This window comes from Streptomyces sp. NBC_01485, from assembly GCF_036227125.1.
Lineage (GTDB): Bacteria > Actinomycetota > Actinomycetes > Streptomycetales > Streptomycetaceae > Streptomyces.
In genome coordinates this window covers 6465973-6486509 of sequence record NZ_CP109435.1, presented here as the reverse complement: position 1 = coordinate 6486509, position 20537 = coordinate 6465973, and the positions used below count along the sequence as shown (strand labels likewise).

19 protein-coding genes are annotated in these 20537 nt (G+C 68.9%); all 19 read right to left on the bottom strand.

Annotation, left to right across the window (positions count from 1 at the left end):
* Nucleotides 1-103: 103 nt before the first annotated feature.
* Complete coding sequence (locus tag OG352_RS29455; RefSeq protein WP_329221062.1) at nt 104-478, bottom strand: F0F1 ATP synthase subunit epsilon; 375 nt, start codon at nt 476-478, stop codon at nt 104-106.
* Between the two features lie 133 nt (nt 479-611).
* Nucleotides 612-2048: a F0F1 ATP synthase subunit beta gene (gene atpD, locus OG352_RS29450; protein WP_329221061.1), complete on the bottom strand. Its 1437-nt coding sequence runs from the start codon at nt 2046-2048 to the stop codon at nt 612-614.
* Nucleotides 2048-2989, bottom strand: coding sequence for a F0F1 ATP synthase subunit gamma (locus OG352_RS29445; RefSeq protein ID WP_329221060.1), 942 nt, complete (start codon nt 2987-2989; stop codon nt 2048-2050). Before OG352_RS29445 ends, atpD begins: the two co-directional genes overlap by 1 nt.
* A gap of 21 nt (nt 2990-3010) precedes the next feature.
* Nucleotides 3011-4600 carry a F0F1 ATP synthase subunit alpha gene (atpA, locus tag OG352_RS29440; protein ID WP_329221058.1) on the bottom strand — a complete coding sequence of 530 codons (1590 nt, stop codon included), beginning with the start codon at nt 4598-4600 and terminating at the stop codon, nt 3011-3013.
* Nucleotides 4601-4734: 134 nt separating this feature from the next.
* Complete coding sequence (locus OG352_RS29435; protein ID WP_329221056.1) at nt 4735-5556, bottom strand: F0F1 ATP synthase subunit delta; 822 nt, start codon at nt 5554-5556, stop codon at nt 4735-4737.
* Nucleotides 5553-6098 carry a F0F1 ATP synthase subunit B gene (locus tag OG352_RS29430; RefSeq protein ID WP_329224014.1) on the bottom strand — a complete coding sequence of 182 codons (546 nt, stop codon included), beginning with the start codon at nt 6096-6098 and terminating at the stop codon, nt 5553-5555. Before OG352_RS29430 ends, OG352_RS29435 begins: the two co-directional genes overlap by 4 nt.
* A 43-nt stretch (nt 6099-6141) precedes the next feature.
* Complete coding sequence (gene atpE, locus OG352_RS29425) at nt 6142-6387, bottom strand: ATP synthase F0 subunit C (protein WP_256917227.1); 246 nt, start codon at nt 6385-6387, stop codon at nt 6142-6144.
* A gap of 72 nt (nt 6388-6459) precedes the next feature.
* Nucleotides 6460-7269: a F0F1 ATP synthase subunit A gene (atpB, locus tag OG352_RS29420; protein ID WP_329221053.1), complete on the bottom strand. Its 810-nt coding sequence runs from the start codon at nt 7267-7269 to the stop codon at nt 6460-6462.
* Nucleotides 7270-7491: 222 nt separating this feature from the next.
* Complete coding sequence (locus OG352_RS29415) at nt 7492-7908, bottom strand: hypothetical protein (protein ID WP_329221052.1); 417 nt, start codon at nt 7906-7908, stop codon at nt 7492-7494.
* 300 nt (nt 7909-8208) lie between these two features.
* Nucleotides 8209-9528, bottom strand: a complete 1320-nt coding sequence (locus OG352_RS29410; RefSeq protein WP_329221050.1) for an MraY family glycosyltransferase — start codon at nt 9526-9528, stop codon at nt 8209-8211.
* 185 nt (nt 9529-9713) lie between these two features.
* Entirely contained in the window at nt 9714-10952 is a 1239-nt protein-coding gene (glyA, locus tag OG352_RS29405) for a serine hydroxymethyltransferase (RefSeq protein WP_329221049.1), read from the bottom strand.
* Nucleotides 10953-11021: 69 nt separating this feature from the next.
* Nucleotides 11022-11699: an arsenate reductase/protein-tyrosine-phosphatase family protein gene (locus OG352_RS29400; protein WP_329221048.1), complete on the bottom strand. Its 678-nt coding sequence runs from the start codon at nt 11697-11699 to the stop codon at nt 11022-11024.
* Nucleotides 11696-12343, bottom strand: a complete 648-nt coding sequence (locus tag OG352_RS29395; protein WP_329221047.1) for an L-threonylcarbamoyladenylate synthase — start codon at nt 12341-12343, stop codon at nt 11696-11698. Before OG352_RS29395 ends, OG352_RS29400 begins: the two co-directional genes overlap by 4 nt.
* 55 nt (nt 12344-12398) lie before the next feature.
* Nucleotides 12399-13244, bottom strand: a complete 846-nt coding sequence (gene prmC, locus OG352_RS29390) for a peptide chain release factor N(5)-glutamine methyltransferase (RefSeq protein ID WP_329221046.1) — start codon at nt 13242-13244, stop codon at nt 12399-12401.
* A gap of 38 nt (nt 13245-13282) precedes the next feature.
* The gene (prfA, locus tag OG352_RS29385; protein WP_329221044.1) at nt 13283-14359 is read right to left on the bottom strand and encodes a peptide chain release factor 1; all 1077 of its coding nucleotides are present in this window, start codon (nt 14357-14359) and stop codon (nt 13283-13285) included.
* A 107-nt stretch (nt 14360-14466) separates the two neighbouring features.
* Nucleotides 14467-14691 (bottom strand): 50S ribosomal protein L31, encoded by a 225-nt coding sequence (gene rpmE / locus OG352_RS29380; RefSeq protein WP_329221042.1) that lies wholly within the window; start codon nt 14689-14691, stop codon nt 14467-14469.
* A 139-nt stretch (nt 14692-14830) separates the two neighbouring features.
* Complete coding sequence (locus OG352_RS29375) at nt 14831-15970, bottom strand: LCP family protein (RefSeq protein WP_329221041.1); 1140 nt, start codon at nt 15968-15970, stop codon at nt 14831-14833.
* A 168-nt stretch (nt 15971-16138) separates the two neighbouring features.
* Nucleotides 16139-17962 carry a trypsin-like serine protease gene (locus OG352_RS29370; RefSeq protein WP_329221040.1) on the bottom strand — a complete coding sequence of 608 codons (1824 nt, stop codon included), beginning with the start codon at nt 17960-17962 and terminating at the stop codon, nt 16139-16141.
* Nucleotides 17963-18130: 168 nt separating this feature from the next.
* Entirely contained in the window at nt 18131-20200 is a 2070-nt protein-coding gene (gene rho / locus OG352_RS29365) for a transcription termination factor Rho (protein ID WP_329221039.1), read from the bottom strand.
* Nucleotides 20201-20537: the final 337 nt, after the last annotated feature.

The following is a 20537-nucleotide window of genomic DNA, read 5'->3' as shown; positions in this document are numbered from 1 at the left end:
GTCACGGAACGGAAAAAACATCCATATCTGCCTCAGCCGCGGTCGGCTCCGGATTGCTCCGGAGCCGACCGCGGCTGAGTGACGTCATACAGGCTCGCGCGGGTCAGCGCGTCGTCGCCGCACGCAGTCGTACGTCGGCGCGGCGCTCGGCGGCGGCATCGCCCTCCGCCTTCGCGCGCTCGAGCTCTCGCTCCACGCGCTGGACGTCGATCTCGTCCGACAGCTCGGCGATCTCGGCCAGCAGCGACAGCTTGTTGTCGGCGAACGAGATGAAACCGCCGTGCACAGCGGCGACGACCGTTCCACCATCACTCGTACGGATGGTCACCGGGCCCGACTCCAGCACACCGAGCAGCGGCTGGTGACCGGGCATGACGCCGATGTCGCCGGACGTGGTGCGCGCGACGACCAGGGTGGCCTCGCCGGACCAGACCTCTCGGTCGGCCGCGACCAGCGCGACGTGCAGCTCAGCAGCCAAGGTGGCTCCTCGGGTCACCACCCGGCGGGTTCTGCCGGGTGTTGGTTACAAGTCTAGTAGGCGTGGGAGAGGGGGCGGGACGCGCCCGCCCCCTCACACGAGTTTCAGAACTCGGAACTCTTCAGCTCCGGGTTCAGGAGACGCCCAGCTCCTTGGCGTTGGCCTTGAGGTCCTCGATGCCACCGCACAGGAAGAACGCCTGCTCCGGGAAGTGGTCGTACTCGCCGTCGATGATCGCGTTGAACGCCACGATCGACTCGTCCAGCGGGACGTCCGACCCGTCGACGCCGGTGAACTGCTTGGCGACGTGGGTGTTCTGGGACAGGAAGCGCTCCACGCGACGGGCGCGGTGGACGGTGAGCTTGTCCTCCTCGCCGAGCTCGTCGATGCCGAGGATGGCGATGATGTCCTGGAGGTCCTTGTACTTCTGCAGCACCGTCTTGACGCGCATGGCGGTGTTGTAGTGGTCCGCCGCGATGTAGCGCGGGTCCAGGATGCGGGACGTGGAGTCCAGCGGGTCCACGGCCGGGTAGATGCCCTTCTCGGAGATCGGACGGGAGAGAACCGTCGTCGCGTCGAGGTGGGCGAAGGTGGTGGCCGGGGCCGGGTCGGTCAGGTCGTCCGCGGGGACGTAGATCGCCTGCATCGAGGTGATCGAGTGACCACGGGTCGAGGTGATGCGCTCCTGGAGGAGACCCATCTCGTCGGCCAGGTTCGGCTGGTAGCCCACCGCGGAGGGCATACGGCCGAGCAGGGTCGAGACCTCGGAACCGGCCTGCGTGAAGCGGAAGATGTTGTCGATGAAGAACAGCACGTCCTGCTTCTGCACATCGCGGAAGTACTCCGCCATGGTCAGACCCGCGAGGGCCACGCGCAGACGGGTGCCCGGGGGCTCGTCCATCTGACCGAAGACCAGGGCGGTCTTGTCGATGACGCCCGAGTCGGCCATCTCCTCGATGAGGTCGTTGCCCTCACGGGTGCGCTCGCCGACACCGGCGAACACGGAGACACCGTCGTGGTTGTTGGCGACGCGGTAGATCATCTCCTGGATGAGCACCGTCTTGCCGACGCCGGCACCGCCGAACAGGCCGATCTTGCCACCCTTGACGTACGGGGTGAGCAGGTCGATGACCTTGACGCCGGTCTCGAACATCTCGGTCTTCGACTCGAGCTCGTCGAAGCGCGGGGCCTTGCGGTGGATGGACCAGCGCTCGCCCTCGTACTTCTCGTCGACGTTCAGCACCTCACCGAGGGTGTTGAACACCTTGCCCTTGGTGAAGTCGCCGACCGGGACGGTGATGCCCGTGCCGGTGTTGGTGACGGCGGCCTGGCGGACCAGACCGTCGGTGGGCTGCATCGAGATGGTGCGGACCATGCCGTCACCCAGGTGCTGGGCGACCTCCAGGGTCAGCGTCTTCTTCTCGCCGGCAAGGGCCGGGTCGGCCACCTCGACGTGAAGGGCGTTGTAGATCTCCGGCATGGCGTCGACGGGGAATTCCACGTCGACGACCGGGCCGATGACCCGGGCGACGCGGCCCGTGGCAACGGCCGTCTCAACTGTCGTCGTCATTACCTGTCACTCCCCGCGGTCGCGTCGGCCAGGGCTGCGGAGCCACCGACGATCTCGCTGATTTCCTGGGTGATTTCGGCCTGGCGGGCCGCGTTGGCAAGCCGCGAGAGCGTCTCGATGAGATCTCCCGCGTTGTCGGTGGCCGACTTCATCGCGCGCCGCGTGGCGGCGTGCTTGGAGGCGGCCGACTGGAGAAGCGCGTTGTAGACGCGGCTCTCCACGTAGCGCGGCAGAAGGGCGTCGAGGACGTCCTCCGCCGAGGGCTCGAAGTCGTACAGCGGAAGGATCTCGCCCTTGGGCGCCCCCGCGGCGGTAGCCGCTGATGTCTCGCCCGCGGCTACCTCGTCGAGGCTGAGCGGCAGCAGACGGTCGCTGAGCGCCGTCTGCGTCATCATCGAGACGAACTCGGTGAAGACGATGTGGATCTCGTCCACGCCGCCGTCAGCCGTGTCCTTCTCGATGGCCTCGATCAGCGGGGCCGCGACCTTCTTGGCGTCCGCGTACGTCGGCTCGTCGGTGAAGCCCGACCACGACTCCGTGACCTTGCGCTCACGGAAGTTGTAGTGGGCGACGCCGCGCCGGCCGACGATGAACGTCTCGACCTGCTTGCCCTCGGCCTCGAGGCGCGCCGTCAACTGCTCGGCGGCCTTGATGGCGTTGGAGTTGAACGCGCCGGCCAGACCGCGGTCGCTCGTCAGGAGCAGCACCGCGGACCGCACGACCGTCTCGGCCTGCGTGGTCAGCGCGTGCTTCGTGTTCGAACCGGTGCCGACCGCCGTGACCGCGCGGGTGAGCTCGGTCGCGTACGGCGCGGAGGCCGCCACCTTGCGCTGCGCCTTGACGACGCGCGAGGCGGCGATCATCTCCATCGCCTTGGTGATCTTCTTGGTCGCGGTGACGGATCGGATGCGACGCTTGTAGACCCGGAGCTGGGCTCCCATGAGTCAGGTCCCTTCCTTACGTCACTTGGCCGCGGCCGGGGCGTCCTCGCCGAGGAGCTTGCCGTCCGAGGTCTCGAACTGCTTCTTGAACTCGGCGATGGCGTCGGCGATGGCGGTGAGGGTGTCGTCCGACATCTTCGCGCCCTCCTTGATGGAGGTCATGAGGCCCTGCTCCTTGCGGTGCAGGTACTCCAGGAGCTCCGTCTCGAAGCGGCGGATGTCGGAGACCGGAACCTCGTCCATCCGGCCGGTGGTGCCGGCCCACACGGAGACGACCTGGTCCTCGGTCCGCATCGGCTGGTACTGAGCCTGCTTGAGCAGCTCGACCAGTCGCTGACCGCGCTCCAGCTGGGACTTCGACGCGGCGTCCAGGTCGGAACCGAAGGCGGCGAACGCCTCCAACTCGCGGTACTGGGCGAGGTCGAGGCGGAGCCGGCCGGACACCTGGCGCATCGCCTTGTGCTGCGCGGAGCCACCGACTCGGGAGACGGAGATACCGACGTTCAGCGCGGGGCGCTGACCGGCGTTGAACAGGTCCGACTCCAGGAAGCACTGGCCGTCGGTGATGGAGATGACGTTGGTCGGGATGAACGCCGAGACGTCGTTGGCCTTCGTCTCGACGATCGGCAGACCGGTCATCGAGCCGGCGCCCAGGTCGTCCGAGAGCTTCGCGCAGCGCTCGAGCAGCCGGGAGTGCAGGTAGAAGACGTCGCCCGGGTAGGCCTCGCGGCCCGGCGGACGGCGCAGCAGCAGCGACACGGCGCGGTAGGCGTCGGCCTGCTTCGAGAGGTCGTCGAAGATGATGAGGACGTGCTTGCCCTCGTACATCCACTGCTGACCGATGGCCGAACCGGTGTACGGCGCAAGGTACTTGAAGCCGGCCGGGTCGGACGCCGGGGCGGCGACGATGGTCGTGTACTCCAGCGCGCCGGCCTCTTCGAGGGCGCCACGCACGGAGGCGATGGTCGAGCCCTTCTGACCGATGGCGACGTAGACGCAGCGGACCTGCTTGTTCACGTCGCCGGAGCGCCAGTTGTCGCGCTGGTTGATGATCGTGTCGACGGCCAGGGCGGTCTTGCCGGTCTGGCGGTCACCGATGATCAGCTGACGCTGACCACGGCCGATCGGGGTCATCGCGTCGACGGCCTTGTAGCCGGTCTCCATCGGCTCGTGCACCGACTTACGGGCCATGACACCCGGAGCCTGCAGCTCCAGGGCACGGCGGCCGGACGTCTCGATCTCGCCGAGGCCGTCGATCGGGTTGCCGAGCGGGTCGACGACACGGCCGAGGTAGCCCTCGCCGACGGCGACGGACAGGACCTCTCCCGTGCGGGTGACCGGCTGGCCCTCCTCGACGCCGCTGAACTCGCCGAGGATGACGGTACCGATCTCGCGCTCTTCGAGGTTGAGCGCGAGGCCGAGGGTGCCGTCCTCGAACTTCAGCAGTTCGTTGGCCATGGCCGAGGGGAGGCCCTCGACCTTCGCGATGCCGTCGCCGGCAAGGGTGACCGTACCGACCTCCTCGCGCGAGGCCGCGTCCGGCTTGTACGACTGGACAAAGTTCTCCAGCGCATCCCGGATCTCCTCCGGCCGGATCGTGAGCTCCGCCATCTGGGTTCCCTGCTCTCCTTGTTGGGCCCGAAGTTTCACTTTGGGGGGATGGGGACTCCCCCCTGAAAGAGGTGAATCCTCTGCACGGCCCAACCAGGGCCGCCATCAGTTCGTACTGCGGTCTTGAGTTGCTGCTAGCTCGCCATGCGGCGGGCGACGTCGTCGATGCGGTCCGCGAGGGAGCCGTTGATCACCTCGTCGCCGACCTGCACCCGGATCCCGCCGAGGACCGCGGGGTCCACATCGAGGTTGAGGTGCATCGGGCGGCCGTAGAGCTTCGCGAGGGCGGCGCCGAGGCGCTGCTTCTGCGGGGCGCTCAGCGGTGCCGCCGAGGTGACGACGGCGACCATGCGGTCGCGGCGCTCCGCGGCGAGCTTGGACAGGGACTCGAGGCCCGCTTCCAGGCTACGTCCACGGGGTGCGGTCACGAGACGCGTCACCAGTCGCCCGGTGGCCGCGTCGGCCCGGCCGCCGAGCAGGCTGCGCAGCAGCTCGCTCTTGGCCGAGACGGTGGCCTTCCGGTCGGTCAGTGCGGCGCGCAGCCCGGTGTTGGAGGAGACGATCCGCCCGAAGCGGAACAGCTCGTCCTCGACGTCGTCGAGCGTGCCCGTCTTCTGCGCGGCGGTGAGGTCGGCGATGCACGCCAGCTCCTCCAGCGCGTCCACCAGGTCGCGGGACCGCGACCAGCGGGAGCGCACGGTGCCGGCCACCAGGTCGGCGGCGGTGCCGCTGATCTGGGTGCCGAGCAGGCGCTGGACCAGCTCCGCCTTGGCGTCGCCGGCCTGCGCCGGGTCGGTGAGGACCCGTCGCAGGCTGACCTCGCGGTCGAGCACCGCGGTGACGGCCGCCAGCTCGCCGGCCAGCTGTGCCGCGTCCACGGACGTGGAGTCCGTCAGCGCGTCGAGACGCTCACGGGCTGCTGCGAATGCCTCGCGGCTCGCTCCGTGTGCGGTCATCGAGACGCCTCGGCCTTCTCCTCGAGCTCGTCGAGGAAGCGGTCGATGACGCGGCTCTGGCGGGCGTGGTCCTCGAGGGACTCGCCGACGAGCTTGCCGGCCAGTTCGGTGGCGAGCTTGCCGACGTCCTGACGCAGCGCGGACGCGGCGGCCTTGCGGTCCGCCTCGATCTGGCTGTGCCCGGCGGCGACGATCTCCTCGCGCTGACGCTGGCCTTCCGCGCGCATCTCGGTGATGAGCACGGCGCCCTGCTCCTGCGCCTCCTGGCGCAGTCGCGCGGCCTCGTGACGGGCCTCGGCGAGCTGGGCCTTGTACTGCTCCAGAACGCTCTGCGCCTCGGTCCGAGCGATCTCGGCCTGTTCGATCCCGCCCTCGATGGCGTCGCGACGCTCTTCCAGAACCTTGTTGATGTTCGGAAGGAGCTTCTTGCCCAGGACGAAGAACACGATCGCGAAAGCGATCAGACCGATGACGAGCTCGGGAATCTCCGGGATCAGAGGATTCTGCTCCTCCTCAGCCGCGATGAGCAGCAAGGGCGAGATCACATCAGTTCCTTCCGTGGAATTCTCTCGTCGCCCGAAACCGTCAGGCCGACGGGTAGACGAAGCCCATGACCAGACCGATGAGGGCGAGCGCCTCACAGAGCACGAAGCCCAGGATCTGGTTCTGACGGATCAGGCCGGCGGCCTCGGGCTGGCGGGCCAGCGCCTGGGTGCCGTTACCGAAGATGATGCCAACGCCGACGCCGGGACCGATGGCCGCGAGACCGTAGCCGATGGCAGCGAGGTTGCCCTTGATCTGGACCGCGGCGAGGGTGTCGAGAGCGGACATGCCGTAACTTCCTTCTCTTTACACAGACCGGTGGGGGTTGGCCACCGGAAGTTCAGGGGATGGTGTGGGTGCTCAGTGGTGCTCGGCGAGCGCGCCCTGGATGTAGCTGCAGGACAGGAGGATGAAGACGTAGGCCTGGAGGGCCTGGATGAACAGTTCGAAGACCGTCATCACGATGACCATCAGGAACGAGACCGCCGAGTAGGCGATGCCGATGCCGTTGAGCAGGTACCAGGTTCCGATGGTGAAGATCAGGATCAGCACGTGGCCGGCGAACATGTTCGCGAAGAGCCGGACGGCGTGCGTGAAGGGCCGGATGAACACGTTCGACAGGAACTCGAAGAACATGACCATCGGGAACACCGGGCCGAGCGACGGGTCGTAGCCGGTGATGTTCTTCCAGCCGCCGATGAAGCCGTGGCGCTTGAACGTGATGCTCATCCACACGATGTAGACGAGCGCGGCGAGACCCACCGGGAACGCGATGACCGACGTGGCCGGGAACTGGGCGAGCGGAATGATCGACCAGAGGTTCATGATCCAGATGAAGAAGAACAGCGCGAACATCAGCGGGACGTACTTCTCGCCCTCGCGCTTGCCGATCGTCTCGTAGACGACGCCGCGGCGTACGAAGTCGTACCCCGCCTCGCCGACCATCTGGAGCTTGCCCGGGATCAGCTTCGGCTTGTTGAAGGCGGCCCAGAAGAATCCGATGACGATGACGGTGCTCACCAGCGAGAGCAGCATCGGCTTGTTGAATTCGAAGCCGCCGACGGTGAAGAGCGGCTCGAACATGAACGAGTGCAGGCCGGGGGTCGGGAAACCGCACCCGTCGAAAATATGACAGTCGGTCTCGAAGGCGAGCGTCTTGGCGTTACTCACCGCGAGCTCCTTCAGCGTGGCGCATGGGTACGGCAACCTCGATGTGTCGGCGCGGCCTGCGACCGCGGGACGGCACTGGACTGGACTTGCGGATAAGGGGGCGGCGACTGGGATCCGAACCGTGAGACGTCACAGGCACGACTGCCGCCCGCGCCAGCTCTGCCGCAGTTGTGGCGAGACCATAGCAAAAGAGCCGAAGTCCCTTTACACCGGCCCTACAGGTCACGACGACGTCCGAGCGGCTGAATCAGGCTCGACGTAGAGGATCTTGGCCTTCATGTGTGAGCGCACCTGGGCCGCCATCCACACCAGGGTGGACGCGAGCAGCGTGAAGGCGAAGCATTTCGGGTTGAAGGCCGAGGTCCCCTTGAACGTGATCAGCACGATCATCAACAGCAGGATCTGGGTGGTGTAGAGCAACAGCCCCATCGACTGGAACAGATGGGGAAGCTGGCGCGCGGTGCGCAGCAGCACCATCAGTCCGCCGCCCATGAACAGCAGGACGAGAACCGCGCCGAAGACGGCGCCGAGCGCTCCCTTGCCACCGGCAACGGCGGCGCTCACCGCGACTCCCGCCACACCCGCGAGCGCGGTGGGCAGGGCACAGTGCAGCAGCGTTCGTACGTCGTTGGACTGCATGGCGGCAACTCCGCATTCAAGGGGGGCAGGTGTCGTCATGGACGAGCGTAGTCCCGGCCCGAGGGGCGAAAGACCTCACGCCATCTCGTTCCAATGGACCGTCGTGCTGCGGCCCTTCGGCTCTATCCGGGGTTCTCGTGAACCGTATCACAAACTATTTGATGAGCTCTTTACCTGGAAGGTGTGCTTGCTGTCACACATGAGAGTGACAGCGCGCGTCTGGGCGGAAACCGGGGGAGGTTGTCTGGTAATGGGGGCTTTGCCCGCTCCTCGTTCTCCCACGTTTTGGCAATGCTCTAGTCAGATTCTTACCTTGGAGCTGTGCCGGCCGCCGATCGCGGTGGCCCCGTTGGCACCCGCCACACCCACCGGAACCGGCTCCTGCCGCTCCTGCTCGTCCTGGCCCGCGGCGACGGCTGCGGGCTGTTCCTTCGCGGCGGCCTCGGTGGCCCGAGGGCGGCGGTAGCGGGGCGGGACGAAAGCCTCGGCCCAGTGCGGGGCACGCGGCGTGAAGCGCGGCAGCAGAAGCAGAGCCAGCCCGATCGCGCTGAGGAACACGACGCTCAGGACGATCCACATGGAAGCCGAGTTGACCGAGTAGGCGAGCGCCCCGAACCCGATCAGCGCCGACCAGAAGTACATGATCAGCACCGCGCGGCTGTGCGAGTGGCCGATCTCCAGAAGCCGGTGGTGCAGATGCCCGCGGTCCGCCGCGAACGGCGACTTGCCGCGCCAGGTACGGCGCACGATCGCCAGGATGAGGTCGGCGGCCGGGATCGCGATGATCGTCAGCGGCATCAGCAGCGGGATGTAGACCGGCACCATCTGGTGGACGGCGTTGCGCTCGGACCCGGAGAACAGCTTCAGCACATCGGGGTCGACCTGCCCCGTGACCGAGATCGCGCCCGCGGCCAGCACCAGCCCGATCAGCATCGAGCCCGAGTCGCCCATGAAGATCCGCGCCGGGTGCATGTTGTGCGGCAGGAAGCCCAGGCACATGCCCATCAGGATCGCCGCGAACAGCGTCGCCGGGGCGGCGGCCTCGATGCCGTACGAGTACCAGATGCGGTAGGCGTACATGAAGAACGCGGCCGCCGCGATGCACACCATGCCGGCGGCCAGACCGTCCAGACCGTCCACGAAGTTGACCGCGTTGATGGTGATGACGACCAGCGCCACCGTCAGCAGGGTGCCCTGCCACTGGGTCAGCGCGACCGTGCCGACGGTCGGGATGGGCAGCCACAGGATCGTCAGACCCTGCATCACCATCACACCCGCGGCGATCATCTGGGCGCCCAGCTTGATCAGGGCGTCGATCTCGAACTTGTCGTCCAGGACGCCGACCAGCCAGATCACCGCGGCCCCCGACAGCAGGGCGCGCGGTTCGTTCGACTTCTCGAAGACCTCGTTGAGGTTGGTGAGATGGTCGGCGACCAGCAGACCGGCGCACAGGCCGAAGAACATGGCGATCCCGCCGAGCCGCGGAGTGGGTTCCCGGTGCACGTCACGGGCCCTGATCTCCGGCATCGCTCCGGCCACGATCGCGAACTTACGTACCGGCCCTGTCAGCAGATACGTCACCGCGGCCGTGATGCAGAGCGTCAGCAGGTATTCACGCACGGGCTTCCCCACAGGTCTCGCCGGCCATCTCAGTCCCACACCCTAGCGATCGACTCCTCCACAGCGCATATGTGTCGCATATGTGTGAGGACTTCCGGGTAGGGACGATGGTTTCACGTGCGGCTGTGCGGAGTGGCGTACGGGGGTGCGCCCCCGGGGTGTGCACAGGGCGCGTCTACCCCGGTTCAGCCCGGATACGGCGGAAACGCGGCGGCCAGATCGCGCACTTCCTCGCGGGCCTTCCTGGCCTCGATCTCGTCCCGCAGCACCCCCGCCAGCAGCGCCGCGATCCGGGTCATCTCCGTCTCCCCCATGCCCTGCGTGGTCACCGCGGCGGTGCCCAGGCGCAGGCCACGGGCGTGGTCGTGGGGCAGCGCGCAGCAGTCCAGCACCATCCCGGCGGCCGCGAGCAGCCCGCGCGCGGTGCGCCCGTCGACCCCCAGAGGCGCCGGGTCGGCGGTGATGAGGTGGGTGTCGGTGCCGCCCGTCGTGACGGCCAGCCCCGCCGCCTGGAGAGCGGCGGCGAGAACCCTCGCATTGGCGACCACCCGATGGGCGTACGCGGTGAACGCCGGGGTTGCCGCCTCGCCGAACGCGACCGCCTTGGCGGCGATGGTGTGCATCTGCGCGCCGCCCTGCGTGAACGGGAAAACGGCCCGGTCCACCCGTTCCGCGAGCTCGGCCCCGCAGAGGATCATCCCGCCGCGCGGCCCGCGCAGCACCTTGTGCGTGGTGGCGCAGACGATGTCGGCGTACGGCACCGGGCTGGGCGCCGCTCCCCCGGCGACCAGGCCGATGGGGTGGGCGGCGTCGGCGATGAGATACGCGCCGACCTCGTCGGCCACCTCCCGGAAGAAGGCGTGATCGAGGTGGCGGGGGTAGGCGATGGACCCGCACACGATCGCCTTGGGGCGGTGGCCGCGCGCCAGCGTCCGCACCTGGTCGTGGTCGATGAGCCCGCTCTCCGCGTCCACCCCGTAGGGGACGAAGTCGAACCAGCGCCCGGAGAAGTTCGCCGCCGACCCGTGCGTGAGATGACCGCCGTAGGGCAGCCCGAGGGCGAGGACCGTGTCGCCGGGCCGCAGCAGGGCGGCGTAGGCGGCCAGCACCGCGGAGGAGCCCGAGTGGGGCTGGACGTTGGCGTGTTCGGCGCCGAACAGCGCCTTGGCGCGGTCCACCGCGATGCGCTCGGCGACGTCGACGATCTCGCAGCCGCCGTGGTGCCGGGCCCCCGGATAGCCCTCCGCGTACTTGTTGGCGAGCGGCGAGCCCAGCGCGGCCAGCACGGCGGGCGAGGTGAAGTTCTCGGCGGCGACCAGTTGCAGCGTCGTCGCCTGCCGCTCCCGTTCCCCGAGCAGGATCTCGGCCAGCTCGGGGTCCTGCCGGCGCAGGACATCGGCCTCGGGGACATGGGTGACCGACATGTTGCACTCCGGGCGTCGACGGTGACGTACGTCCAATGTAGGCCCGGGATGGTCGAGCTGCGCGGGTTGTTACATCCGCGCCGGCACGCCCGTCAGCGCCGTGACGACCGGATCCAGCGCCTGGTGTATCTCGTCGCCGATCGAGCGGAAGAACGGCAGGGGCGCCCCGTAGGGGTCGTAGACCTCGTCCGCTTCCAGGGTCGGGGCCAGCAGCCAGCCGCGCAGGGCCGCCGCCGCGCGGACCAGGGCGCGGGCGCGCATCACCACGCCCTCGTCCAGCGGGGGCAGGGTGGCGGGGTCGATGGCGTTCACCAGGCGGGTGAACTCCTTGAGGGTGAAGGTGCGCAGGCCCGCCGAGTGGCCCATGGAGATGACCTGGGAACGGTGGTCACGGGTCGCCGTCAGGACCAGGTCGGCCATGATGACGTGCTCGTCGAGGAGTTCGCGGCCGGTGAACCCGGTCGCGTCCGCGCCGAAGTCGGCCAGCACGGTCTCCGCGTTGGCCTCCATCGGCGCGCCCTCGTGGCCCCAGGTCCCCGCGCTCTCCACGATCAGCCCGCCGCCCAGCACCCCGAGCCGCTGCGACACGAAATGCCGGGTCAGCCGCTCGGTGATCGGCGAGCGGCAGACGTTGCCGGTGCTGACGTGGAGGATGCGGAAGGTGTCGCGCGGAAACCCGAACGTCGTCGTCTGTTCCGCGGCACGTTCCCCGTTGCCTATGCCACGCCCCGCGTCAGGGGCTGTCAATTCGCCACCTCGAGGTCGGGTACGACCTTCCGCAGCTCGTCCGCGGAGATCGCGCCCGCCCGCAGCAGCAGCGGCACCTCACGGCTGACGTCGACGATCGACGAGGGGATGTTGGCGGGCGTCGGGCCGCCGTCGAGGTACACGGAGACGGAGTCGCCGAGCATCTCCTGCGCGTGGTCGCAGTTCTCCGGCGCCGGGTGGCCGGTGAGGTTGGCGGAGGACACCGCCATCGGGCCGACCTCCGTCAGCAGCTCGATGGCGACCGGGTGCAGCGGCATGCGCACGGCGACCGTGCCGCGGGTGTCGCCCAGGTCCCACTGGAGGGACGGCTGGTGCTTGGCGACGAGCGTCAGCGCGCCCGGCCAGAACGCGTCGACCAGCTCCCAGGCCAGCTCGGAGAAGTCCGTGACCAGGCCGTGCAGCGTGTTCGGGGAGCCGATGAGGACGGGCGTGGGCATGTTGCGGCCCCGGCCCTTGGCCTCCAGCAGGTCGGCGACGGCCTCCGAGGAGAACGCGTCGGCGCCGATCCCGTACACCGTGTCGGTCGGGAGGACCACGAGCTCGCCACGGCGGACGGCGGACGCGGCCTCGCGCAGACCGGTCACGCGGTCGGTCGCGTCATTGGTGTCGTATCGCCGTGCCATGTCTAGCGGGCCTCCTCGTGCACGTACTGCCGGGCTGAAGTCGGGATGGTGCCGCTCACGGCATCGCCCGGCGGGCGGTGGCGAAGCGCGGGCGTTTGTTGAGGTCGGGGTGGTCGGCCGCGTCGGCCCAGCCCCGCTCCTCGGTGAAGATCCACGGCACCTGGCCGCCCTGGGTGTCGGCGTGCTCGATGACGACGACGCCGCCGGGGCGCAGCAGCCGGTGCGCGGTGCGCTCGAGGCCGCGGATCAGGTCGAGGCCGTCCTCCCCTGAGAACAGGGCGAGTTGGGGATCGTAGTCGCGGGCCTCCGGCGCCACGTACTCCCACTCCGTGAGCGGGATGTACGGCGGGTTGGAGATGACCAGGTCGACCTGGCCGTCGAGGTCGTGGCAGGCGTCCAGGGCGTCGCCCTGACGCAGGTCGACCCTGGACGCCTCCATGTTCTTGCGGGTCCACTTGAGGGCGTCCTCGGACAGCTCCACGGCGTGCACGCGCGAGCGCGGGACCTCCTGGGCGAGGGCCAGCGCGATGGCGCCGCTGCCGGTGCACAGGTCGACGATGCGGGGCTCGACGACGTCCATGGCGCGTACGGCGTCTATGGCCCAGCCGACCACGGACTCGGTCTCGGGGCGCGGCACGAAGACTCCGGGCCCGACCTGGAGCTCCAGGTACCGGAAGAAGGCCCGCCCGGTGATGTGCTGCAGCGGCTCGCGCTGCTCACGCCGGGCGATGGTCTCCCAGTAGCGGGCGTCGAAGTCGGAGTTCTTCACGGAGTGGAGTTCACCGCGCTTCACGCCGTGCACGAACGCGGCGAGCTCCTCCGCGTCGTTGCGCGGCGAGGGCACGCCCGCGGCGGCCAGCCGCTGGGTGGCCTGGGCCACCTCTGCGAGCAGCAGGTTCACGCAAGTCCTCCGGTACTCGGTACGTCGTACGAGATGCCTCAGGCGGCTGCGAGCTTGGCGGCCGAGTCCGCGTCGACGCAGGCCTGGATCACCGCGTCGAGGTCGCCGTCCAGGACCTGGTCCAGGTTGTACGACTTGAAGCCGACACGGTGGTCCGAGATGCGGTTCTCCGGGAAGTTGTACGTGCGGATCTTCTCGGAGCGGTCGACGGTGCGGACCTGGCTGCGGCGGGCGTCGGCGGCCTCCCGCTCCGCTTCCTCCTGCGCCGCCGCAAGCAGCCTGGAGCGCAGGATACGCATCGCCTGCTCCTTGTTCTGCAGCTGGCTCTTCTCGTTCTGGCAGGAGGCGACGACTCCGGTGGGAATGTGCGTGATGCGCACGGCGGAGTCGGTCGTGTTGACGGACTGGCCGCCGGGGCCGGAGGACCGGTAGACGTCGATGCGCAGATCGTTGGCGTTGATCTCGACGTCGACCTCCTCGGCCTCGGGCGTCACGAGCACACCGGCGGCGGAGGTGTGGATCCGCCCCTGGGACTCGGTCGCCGGCACCCGCTGCACCCGGTGCACGCCGCCCTCGTACTTCAGCCGCGCCCACACGCCCTGCCCGGGCTCGGTGGCACCGTTCCCGCCCTTGGTCTTCACGGCGACCTGGACGTCCTTGTAGCCGCCCAGCTCGGACTCGGTGGCGTCGATGATCTCGGTCTTCCAGCCGACGCGCTCGGCGTACCGCAGGTACATGCGCAGCAGGTCGCCCGCGAACAGCGCGGACTCGTCGCCGCCGGCACCCGCCTTGACCTCGAGGATGACGTCCTTGTCGTCGTTGGGGTCACGCGGGACGAGCAGCAGGCGCAGCTTCTCGGTGAGCTCCTCGCGCTGCTTCTCCAGCTCCTTGACCTCGGCGATGAAGTCCGGGTCGTCGGCGGCGAACTCGCGCGCGGTCTCGATGTCGTCGCCGGTCTGCTTCCAGGAGCGGTACGTGCCGACGATGGGGGTGAGCTCGGCGTAGCGCTTGTTCAGCTTGCGCGCGTTGGCCTGGTCGGCGTGGACCGACGGGTCTGCGAGCTTCTTCTCCAGGTCGGCGTGCTCACCGAGCAGTTCCTCGACGGCCTCGAACATGGTGGGCTCCTGATGACGTGCGTGGGTGAAGGGCGGGCGACCAAAAACGCCGGTCCCGGCATGTCCCTGGGCGGGGACACGACCGTGGACCGGCGAAGAGGGGCTCGCTACTTCTTGGAGCCTGCGGCGGCCTTGCCGAAGCGGGCCTCGAAGCGGGCCACACGGCCACCGGTGTCGAGGATCTTCTGCTTGCCCGTGTAGAACGGGTGGCACTCGGAGCAGACGTCGGCGCGGATGGCACCGCCGTCGATCGTGCTACGAGTGGTGAACGAGGCGCCACAGGTGCAGCTGACCTGCGTCTCGACGTACTCGGGGTGGATGTCGCGCTTCAAGGTGTCTCCTAGTTTCGGGAGGGCGCCGGGTCGCTGTCACGGGATGCGACAAACGTGAACCGGAGCCGACGTACCAGTCTGCCAGCACTGGTGCCATCCCCCAAAACCGGGGGTTGCCGCCGTCTATTCCCCACAGGTGCTACGACGACGTCACGACGCCTGCCGCCTCGCCCGTGGCGGTGCCCTCCGTGGCTGTCTTCGGGATGGGCCGGTCGTTCTTGAGGGCTGTCCAGACCTGTTCGGCCTTCGCCTCGGAGACGATGACGCGGTTGAGGTTGGACGGGTCGTACCGGACCGGCATCGTGACCATGTTCATGTTGTCCGCGCTGATGCTCTTGAGGCCGTTCGCGAAGGACATCAGGGCGTTCAGGGAGCCGAGGTCGGAGTCGGTCGTGACGGCCTTGGTGGCGGTGTTGGCGAGGTCGTACAGCTTGGTGCCGCTGGTGAACAGGCCGATGTGCTTGACCTGGTCGACCAGGGCCTTGATGAAGGCCTGCTGGAGCTGGATGCGGCCGAGGTCGGAGCCGTCGCCGACGCCGTGCCGGGTGCGGACCAGGCCGAGGGCCTGCGCGCCGGTGAGCGTGTGCGTGCCGGCCTTGAGGTTCAGGTGGCTGTCGGGGTCCTTGATGGCCTTGGTCGTGGTGACCTGGACGCCGCCGAGTTCGTCGACGAGCTTCTCGAAGCCGGCGAAGTCGACTTCCAGGTAGTGGTCCATGCGGACACCGCTGATCGCTTCGACCGTCTTCACCGCGCAGGCCGCGCCACCCGTCGAGTACGCCGAGTTGAACATCACGTCGGACGCGGCGTCGTGGGTGACGCCCTGGGTGTCGGTGCACGCGGGGCGGTCTATCAGGGTGTCGCGGGGTATGGACACCACGCTGGCCTTCCGGTGGCCCTCGTACACATGGATGACCATCGCCGTGTCGGAGCGGGCGCTGCCGTCGTCGGCGCCGCCGCCGAGCTTCTTGTTGGCGCCGGAGCGGGTGTCCGAGCCGAGGACGAGGATGTTCTCGGAGCCGTTGTCGGGCTTGGTCGGCCGGTCGGTGCCCAGGGCCTGGTCGATGTCGACGCTCTTGATGTTGCCGTTGAGCTTGAAGTACAGGTAGCCCGCACCGGTGCCGCCCAGCACGACGACGCCCGCGGCCATCCACGCGGCGATCAGCAGCCCCTTGCGGCTGCCCCGCTCCTTGCGGTGACGCGGACCGTCCCAGCCGCCCGCCCCGCTCGTTGTGCCGGCCTCACCCGGCGTGCCGGGCTCCGGCGTGCTCTCGGCAGCCATGTGCTCCTCTGTTCTCGCGCGACCTCACCATCGTCACTCCGTCAGGTCAGACGGGGAAACTCGGGACAGGGTTGCACAACGCTCTGTGCCCGATCCACGGCGGACCGGGCACGGAGCGTGACGCGAGCGGGCGAGGAGCACCCCGCTCACCTGCGATTTCGACCGGACTCAGCCGAAGAGGTCGTACTGCTTGAAGGTCGTCCCGAGTGAGACCCTTGTGGCAAAGATCGCACCGGTGGCCTTTCCGGTGCCCTTGTACAGGTACAGCGTGCCGGCCGGGGTGCGGGCCAGGACGTCGGCCAGACCGTCGCCGTTGACGTCCCCGACGGTGGCGACGACGTTGTACATCGTGTTGCTCCACGTCGCGACCTTGATGCGGGCCGCGAAGGAGGCCGTGGGGGTGCCGTTGCCCTTGTAGAGGAACAGCTCGCCGGTGGTCCTGTTGCGGGCGAGCAGGTCCGTCTTGCCGTCGAAGCTGAAGTCGCCGTGGCCGCGCACGACGTTGTACTGGTTCCAGCCCGTGCCGTTCTTGACGGGCGCGGCGAAGGTGCCGTTGCCCTTGCCCGGGTAGACCCACAGCGCGCCGGCCGAGTCGACGGCGATCAGGTCGGGAAGGGTGTCGCCCGTGACGTCGCCGGGGGCGACGATCTGGGTGCGGGTCTTCCAGTTGTCGCCGATCAGCTTGGTGGCCCAGGTCTCGGTGGACGGCACGTAGTGCATCCAGAAGACGTCGCCGTCCGAGGTGCGGCGCAGGACCAGGTCCTGGACGCCGTCGCGGTCCAGGTCGGCCTGTACGACGAGGTTGTAGGCGCTCATGGTGCCCCAGGAGTCGCCGCCGGTCAGCGAGGTGCCCTTGGAGTACAGGTTCCGGGCGGCCTTGCTGGACGCGTTGCGCACCCACAGGTCGGCGAGGTGGTCGTCGTTGAGGTTGGTGTCGTCGACGCGCGGGTAGGCGCTGGCGGCGTACGTGGAGATCTTGCTGAAGACGCTGTACGCGCCGCTCGCGACGCAGTTCTCCACACCCCAGGAGACGACGCCCACGATCCGGCTCTCACCGGCCGTGTTCTTGACGATCAGCGGGCCGCCGGAGTCGCCGTTGCAGGCGGTGGTGGTGCCCGTGTCGCTGCCGGTGGCGGGCGTTCCCGCGCACACCATGTGACCCTGGATGTATTCCGCGCCGTAGTAGCCCGCGCAGGTCGCGTTCGACTGGATCGGCAGCTCGGCCGTCTTCAGCGTCTCGGAGATGTCCTGCGTGGTGGAGCTGGTGCGGCCCCAGCCGTACAGCGTGGCCTTGGTGCCGGTCGCGTACGAGGCGCTGTCCGTGTTCGTCGTCATCTTGATCGGCGTGGCCTTGACCGGGGTGTCCAGGGTCAGCACGGCGATGTCGTTGTCGAGGCTCGTGTCGCTGTACGACCAGTGGTTCCACTGCCGCTGCACGAACGTGCCGGTGCCGCCGTGCAGGTCGCCGTTCTCGCCCAGGAGCTGCGTGCTGCCGGTGACGACGTAGCCGTTGGCCTGCCAGTTGTAGCCCTTCACGCAGTGCGCGGCCGTGAGGATCTTCGTCGGCGAGATGACGGAGCCGCCGCAGAAGAAGCCTACGTCGTCGCTGGTGTTGTCCGGGGTACCGCGATCATCGCCGTACCACAGCTGGGCCATCCACGGCGCGTTGGTGATGCTCGCCGTCGTACCGCCGATGATCTTCGGGTCGACCTTGGTGGCGCCGGTGCTCGGGCTCTTGCTCGCGCTCAGGGCCGCCTTGGAGGTCTGCCCCGGGGTGTCGTCCCCGTTGACGGCGACGGCGATGAGCTTCCGCAGCTCCTTGGCCGACATCGTCGTACCGTGCGCGGGCGTCGGCGGCGTCTCGGCGGCCTGGGCCGACGACAGGAACAGCGCGCCGGCGACCACGGCGGCCAGACCGGCCGCGGCGACGGGCAGGGCGATCCGTATCCGGCGTCTGTGCCGACCGCCGCCCTCGGACGTGGGTGTACCCACTCGAGTCCCCCCTAGGGATCAAGAAGTTCGTTCAAGAAGTTCTGATCAAGATGTTTGAAGGCGCGATCGTATCCCGCCTGTGAAGAACGGATAAGGACCGCCCCCTTTCCCGGGGGCGGTCCTTATCCGGTGTTCTGCGAGTCGACGTCAGGCGTCGGTCGTCAGGCGTCAGTCGTTGTTGCCCGGCGACGGAGTCGTCTTCTGGATCTGCATCAGGAACTCGCCGTTCGACTTCGTCTGCTTCATCTTGTCGAGGAGCAGCTCGATCGCCTGCTGCTGGTCGAGCGCGTGCAGCACCCGGCGCAGCTTCCAGGTGACGGCGAGCTCGTCGTTGCCGAGCAGGATCTCTTCCTTACGGGTACCGGACGCGTCGACGTCCACCGCCGGGAAGATGCGCTTGTCGGCGAGCTTCCGGTCGAGCTTGAGCTCCATGTTGCCGGTGCCCTTGAACTCCTCGAAGATCACCTCGTCCATGCGGGACCCGGTGTCGACCAGCGCGGTGGCGAGGATGGTCAGCGAACCGCCGTCCTCGATGTTGCGGGCCGCACCGAAGAAGCGCTTCGGCGGGTAGAGGGCCGTCGAGTCGACACCACCGGACAGGATGCGGCCGGAGGCCGGGGCGGCGAGGTTGTACGCACGGCCCAGACGCGTGATCGAGTCGAGCAGGACGACGACGTCGTGGCCCAGCTCCACCAGTCGCTTGGCGCGCTCGATGGCGAGCTCGGCGACCGTGGTGTGGTCCTCGGCCGGGCGGTCGAAGGTCGAGGAGATGACCTCGCCCTTGACCGACCGCTGCATGTCGGTGACCTCTTCCGGACGCTCGTCGACCAGGACGACCATCAGGTGGCACTCGGGGTTGTTGTGCGTGATCGCGTTGGCGATCGCCTGCATGATCATGGTCTTGCCGGTCTTCGGCGGGGCCACGATCAGACCGCGCTGGCCCTTGCCGATCGGCGACACGAGGTCGATGATCCGGGTGGTCAGCACGCCCGGGTCCGTCTCCAGGCGGAGGCGGTCCTGCGGGTAGAGCGGGGTCAGCTTGTTGAACTCCGGGCGCCCGCGCCCGGATTCGGCCGCCATCCCGTTCGCCGAGTCGAGGCGGACCAGCGCGTTGAACTTCTCGCGCCGCTCGCCGTCCTTGGGCTGACGGACCGCGCCGGTGACGTGGTCGCCCTTGCGCAGACCGTTCTTGCGGACCTGGGCGAGGGACACGTACACGTCGTTCGGGCCCGGCAGGTAGCCGGAGGTCCGGATGAACGCGTAGTTGTCGAGGATGTCCAGGATGCCCGCGACGGGGATCAGGACGTCGTCGTCGGCGACCTGAGGCTCGGGGGCGCCGATCTCGTCACGCCCGCGGCGGCCACGGCGGTCGCGGTAGCGGCCGCGACGGCCACGACGGCCGCCGTCGAAGTCGTCCCCGTCCTCATCGGCCCGCGGGCCGTTGTCACGCGGGCCGGCGTCGCGCTGCTGACGCTCCTGCTGCTGGCCGCGCTGCTGCTGACGGTCCTGCTGCTGGCCACCGCGCTGCTGGCCCTGGCCACCCGGCTGGTCGTCGCCCTTGCGACGGTCACCGCGGTCGGCACGCTCGCCGCCGCGCTCCCCGCGCTCACGACCGCGCTCCCGGCGGTCGCGGCGGCGGCCCTCGGCGCCGTCGTCGTTCCTGGCGTCGCCCTGCGGCTGTGCCTGGGCCTCGGTCTGCGCCGGGGCGGGCGTCTCGGCCCTCGCGGCGCTCTTCGCCTCGGCGGTGACCGTCTCCGGGCTGCCCGCCTCTGCGGTCGCACGGCGGCGACGGCGCTCGACGGGGGCGTCGTTGCTGGCCGGCTGGCCGGGGATCTCGATCTGCTGCTGGGCCACGGCCTTCTCGGCGGGGGCCTCGGCCGGGGCGGCGTCCGCCTTCTTCTCGGCGGCGTCGCCCGTACGGGCCTTGGAGGTGGCGCGGCGCTTGGGCTTGGTCTCGGCGGCGTCCTCGGCGGGAGCCGCGGCCTTCGCCGGGGCGCTGCCGCTTCCGGCCTGCGCCTCCTTGATGACCTCGATCAGCTGGCTCTTGCGCATCCGCGCGGTGCCCCTGATGCCGAGGCCCGAGGCGACCTGCTGCAACTCTGCCAGCACCATGCCGTCGAGGCCGGTACCGCGGCGCCGCCGGGAGCCGGCACCGGTGGCAGGCGCGGAGGCGTCCGTGGAGGGCGCGGCAGCGGTCTCCTCGACACGTGCGCCCATCAGATCGGTGGTGTCGCTCACGAAGGGTCCTTCCCTGGAGCGGACGTCGGCCTGTCTGGCTCGGCGACCGGTTGTGCTGTCCGGCTTCGGTCCTTGCTGTGGCGAAGCCGGGGCGGCTGTCCGCCTAAACGGCGGAAGAGTGATGTGCTGGTGATGGCGCTTCCTCGACGAGCCGTGACACTCAGTGTCACGTGGCGTGGTCGCACCGATTCCGGAGCTCCCCCAGAGGGGGGACCCCCACCTGTGGACCGCTCAGCGCCGCTGCACGGCGTACTGCCCAGGTACGACGTACGGAACGCAGTGCGGCTTGGGGAGCTCCCGGAAGAATGTCTGTCCCGAAGGGGGACACGAAGCACCT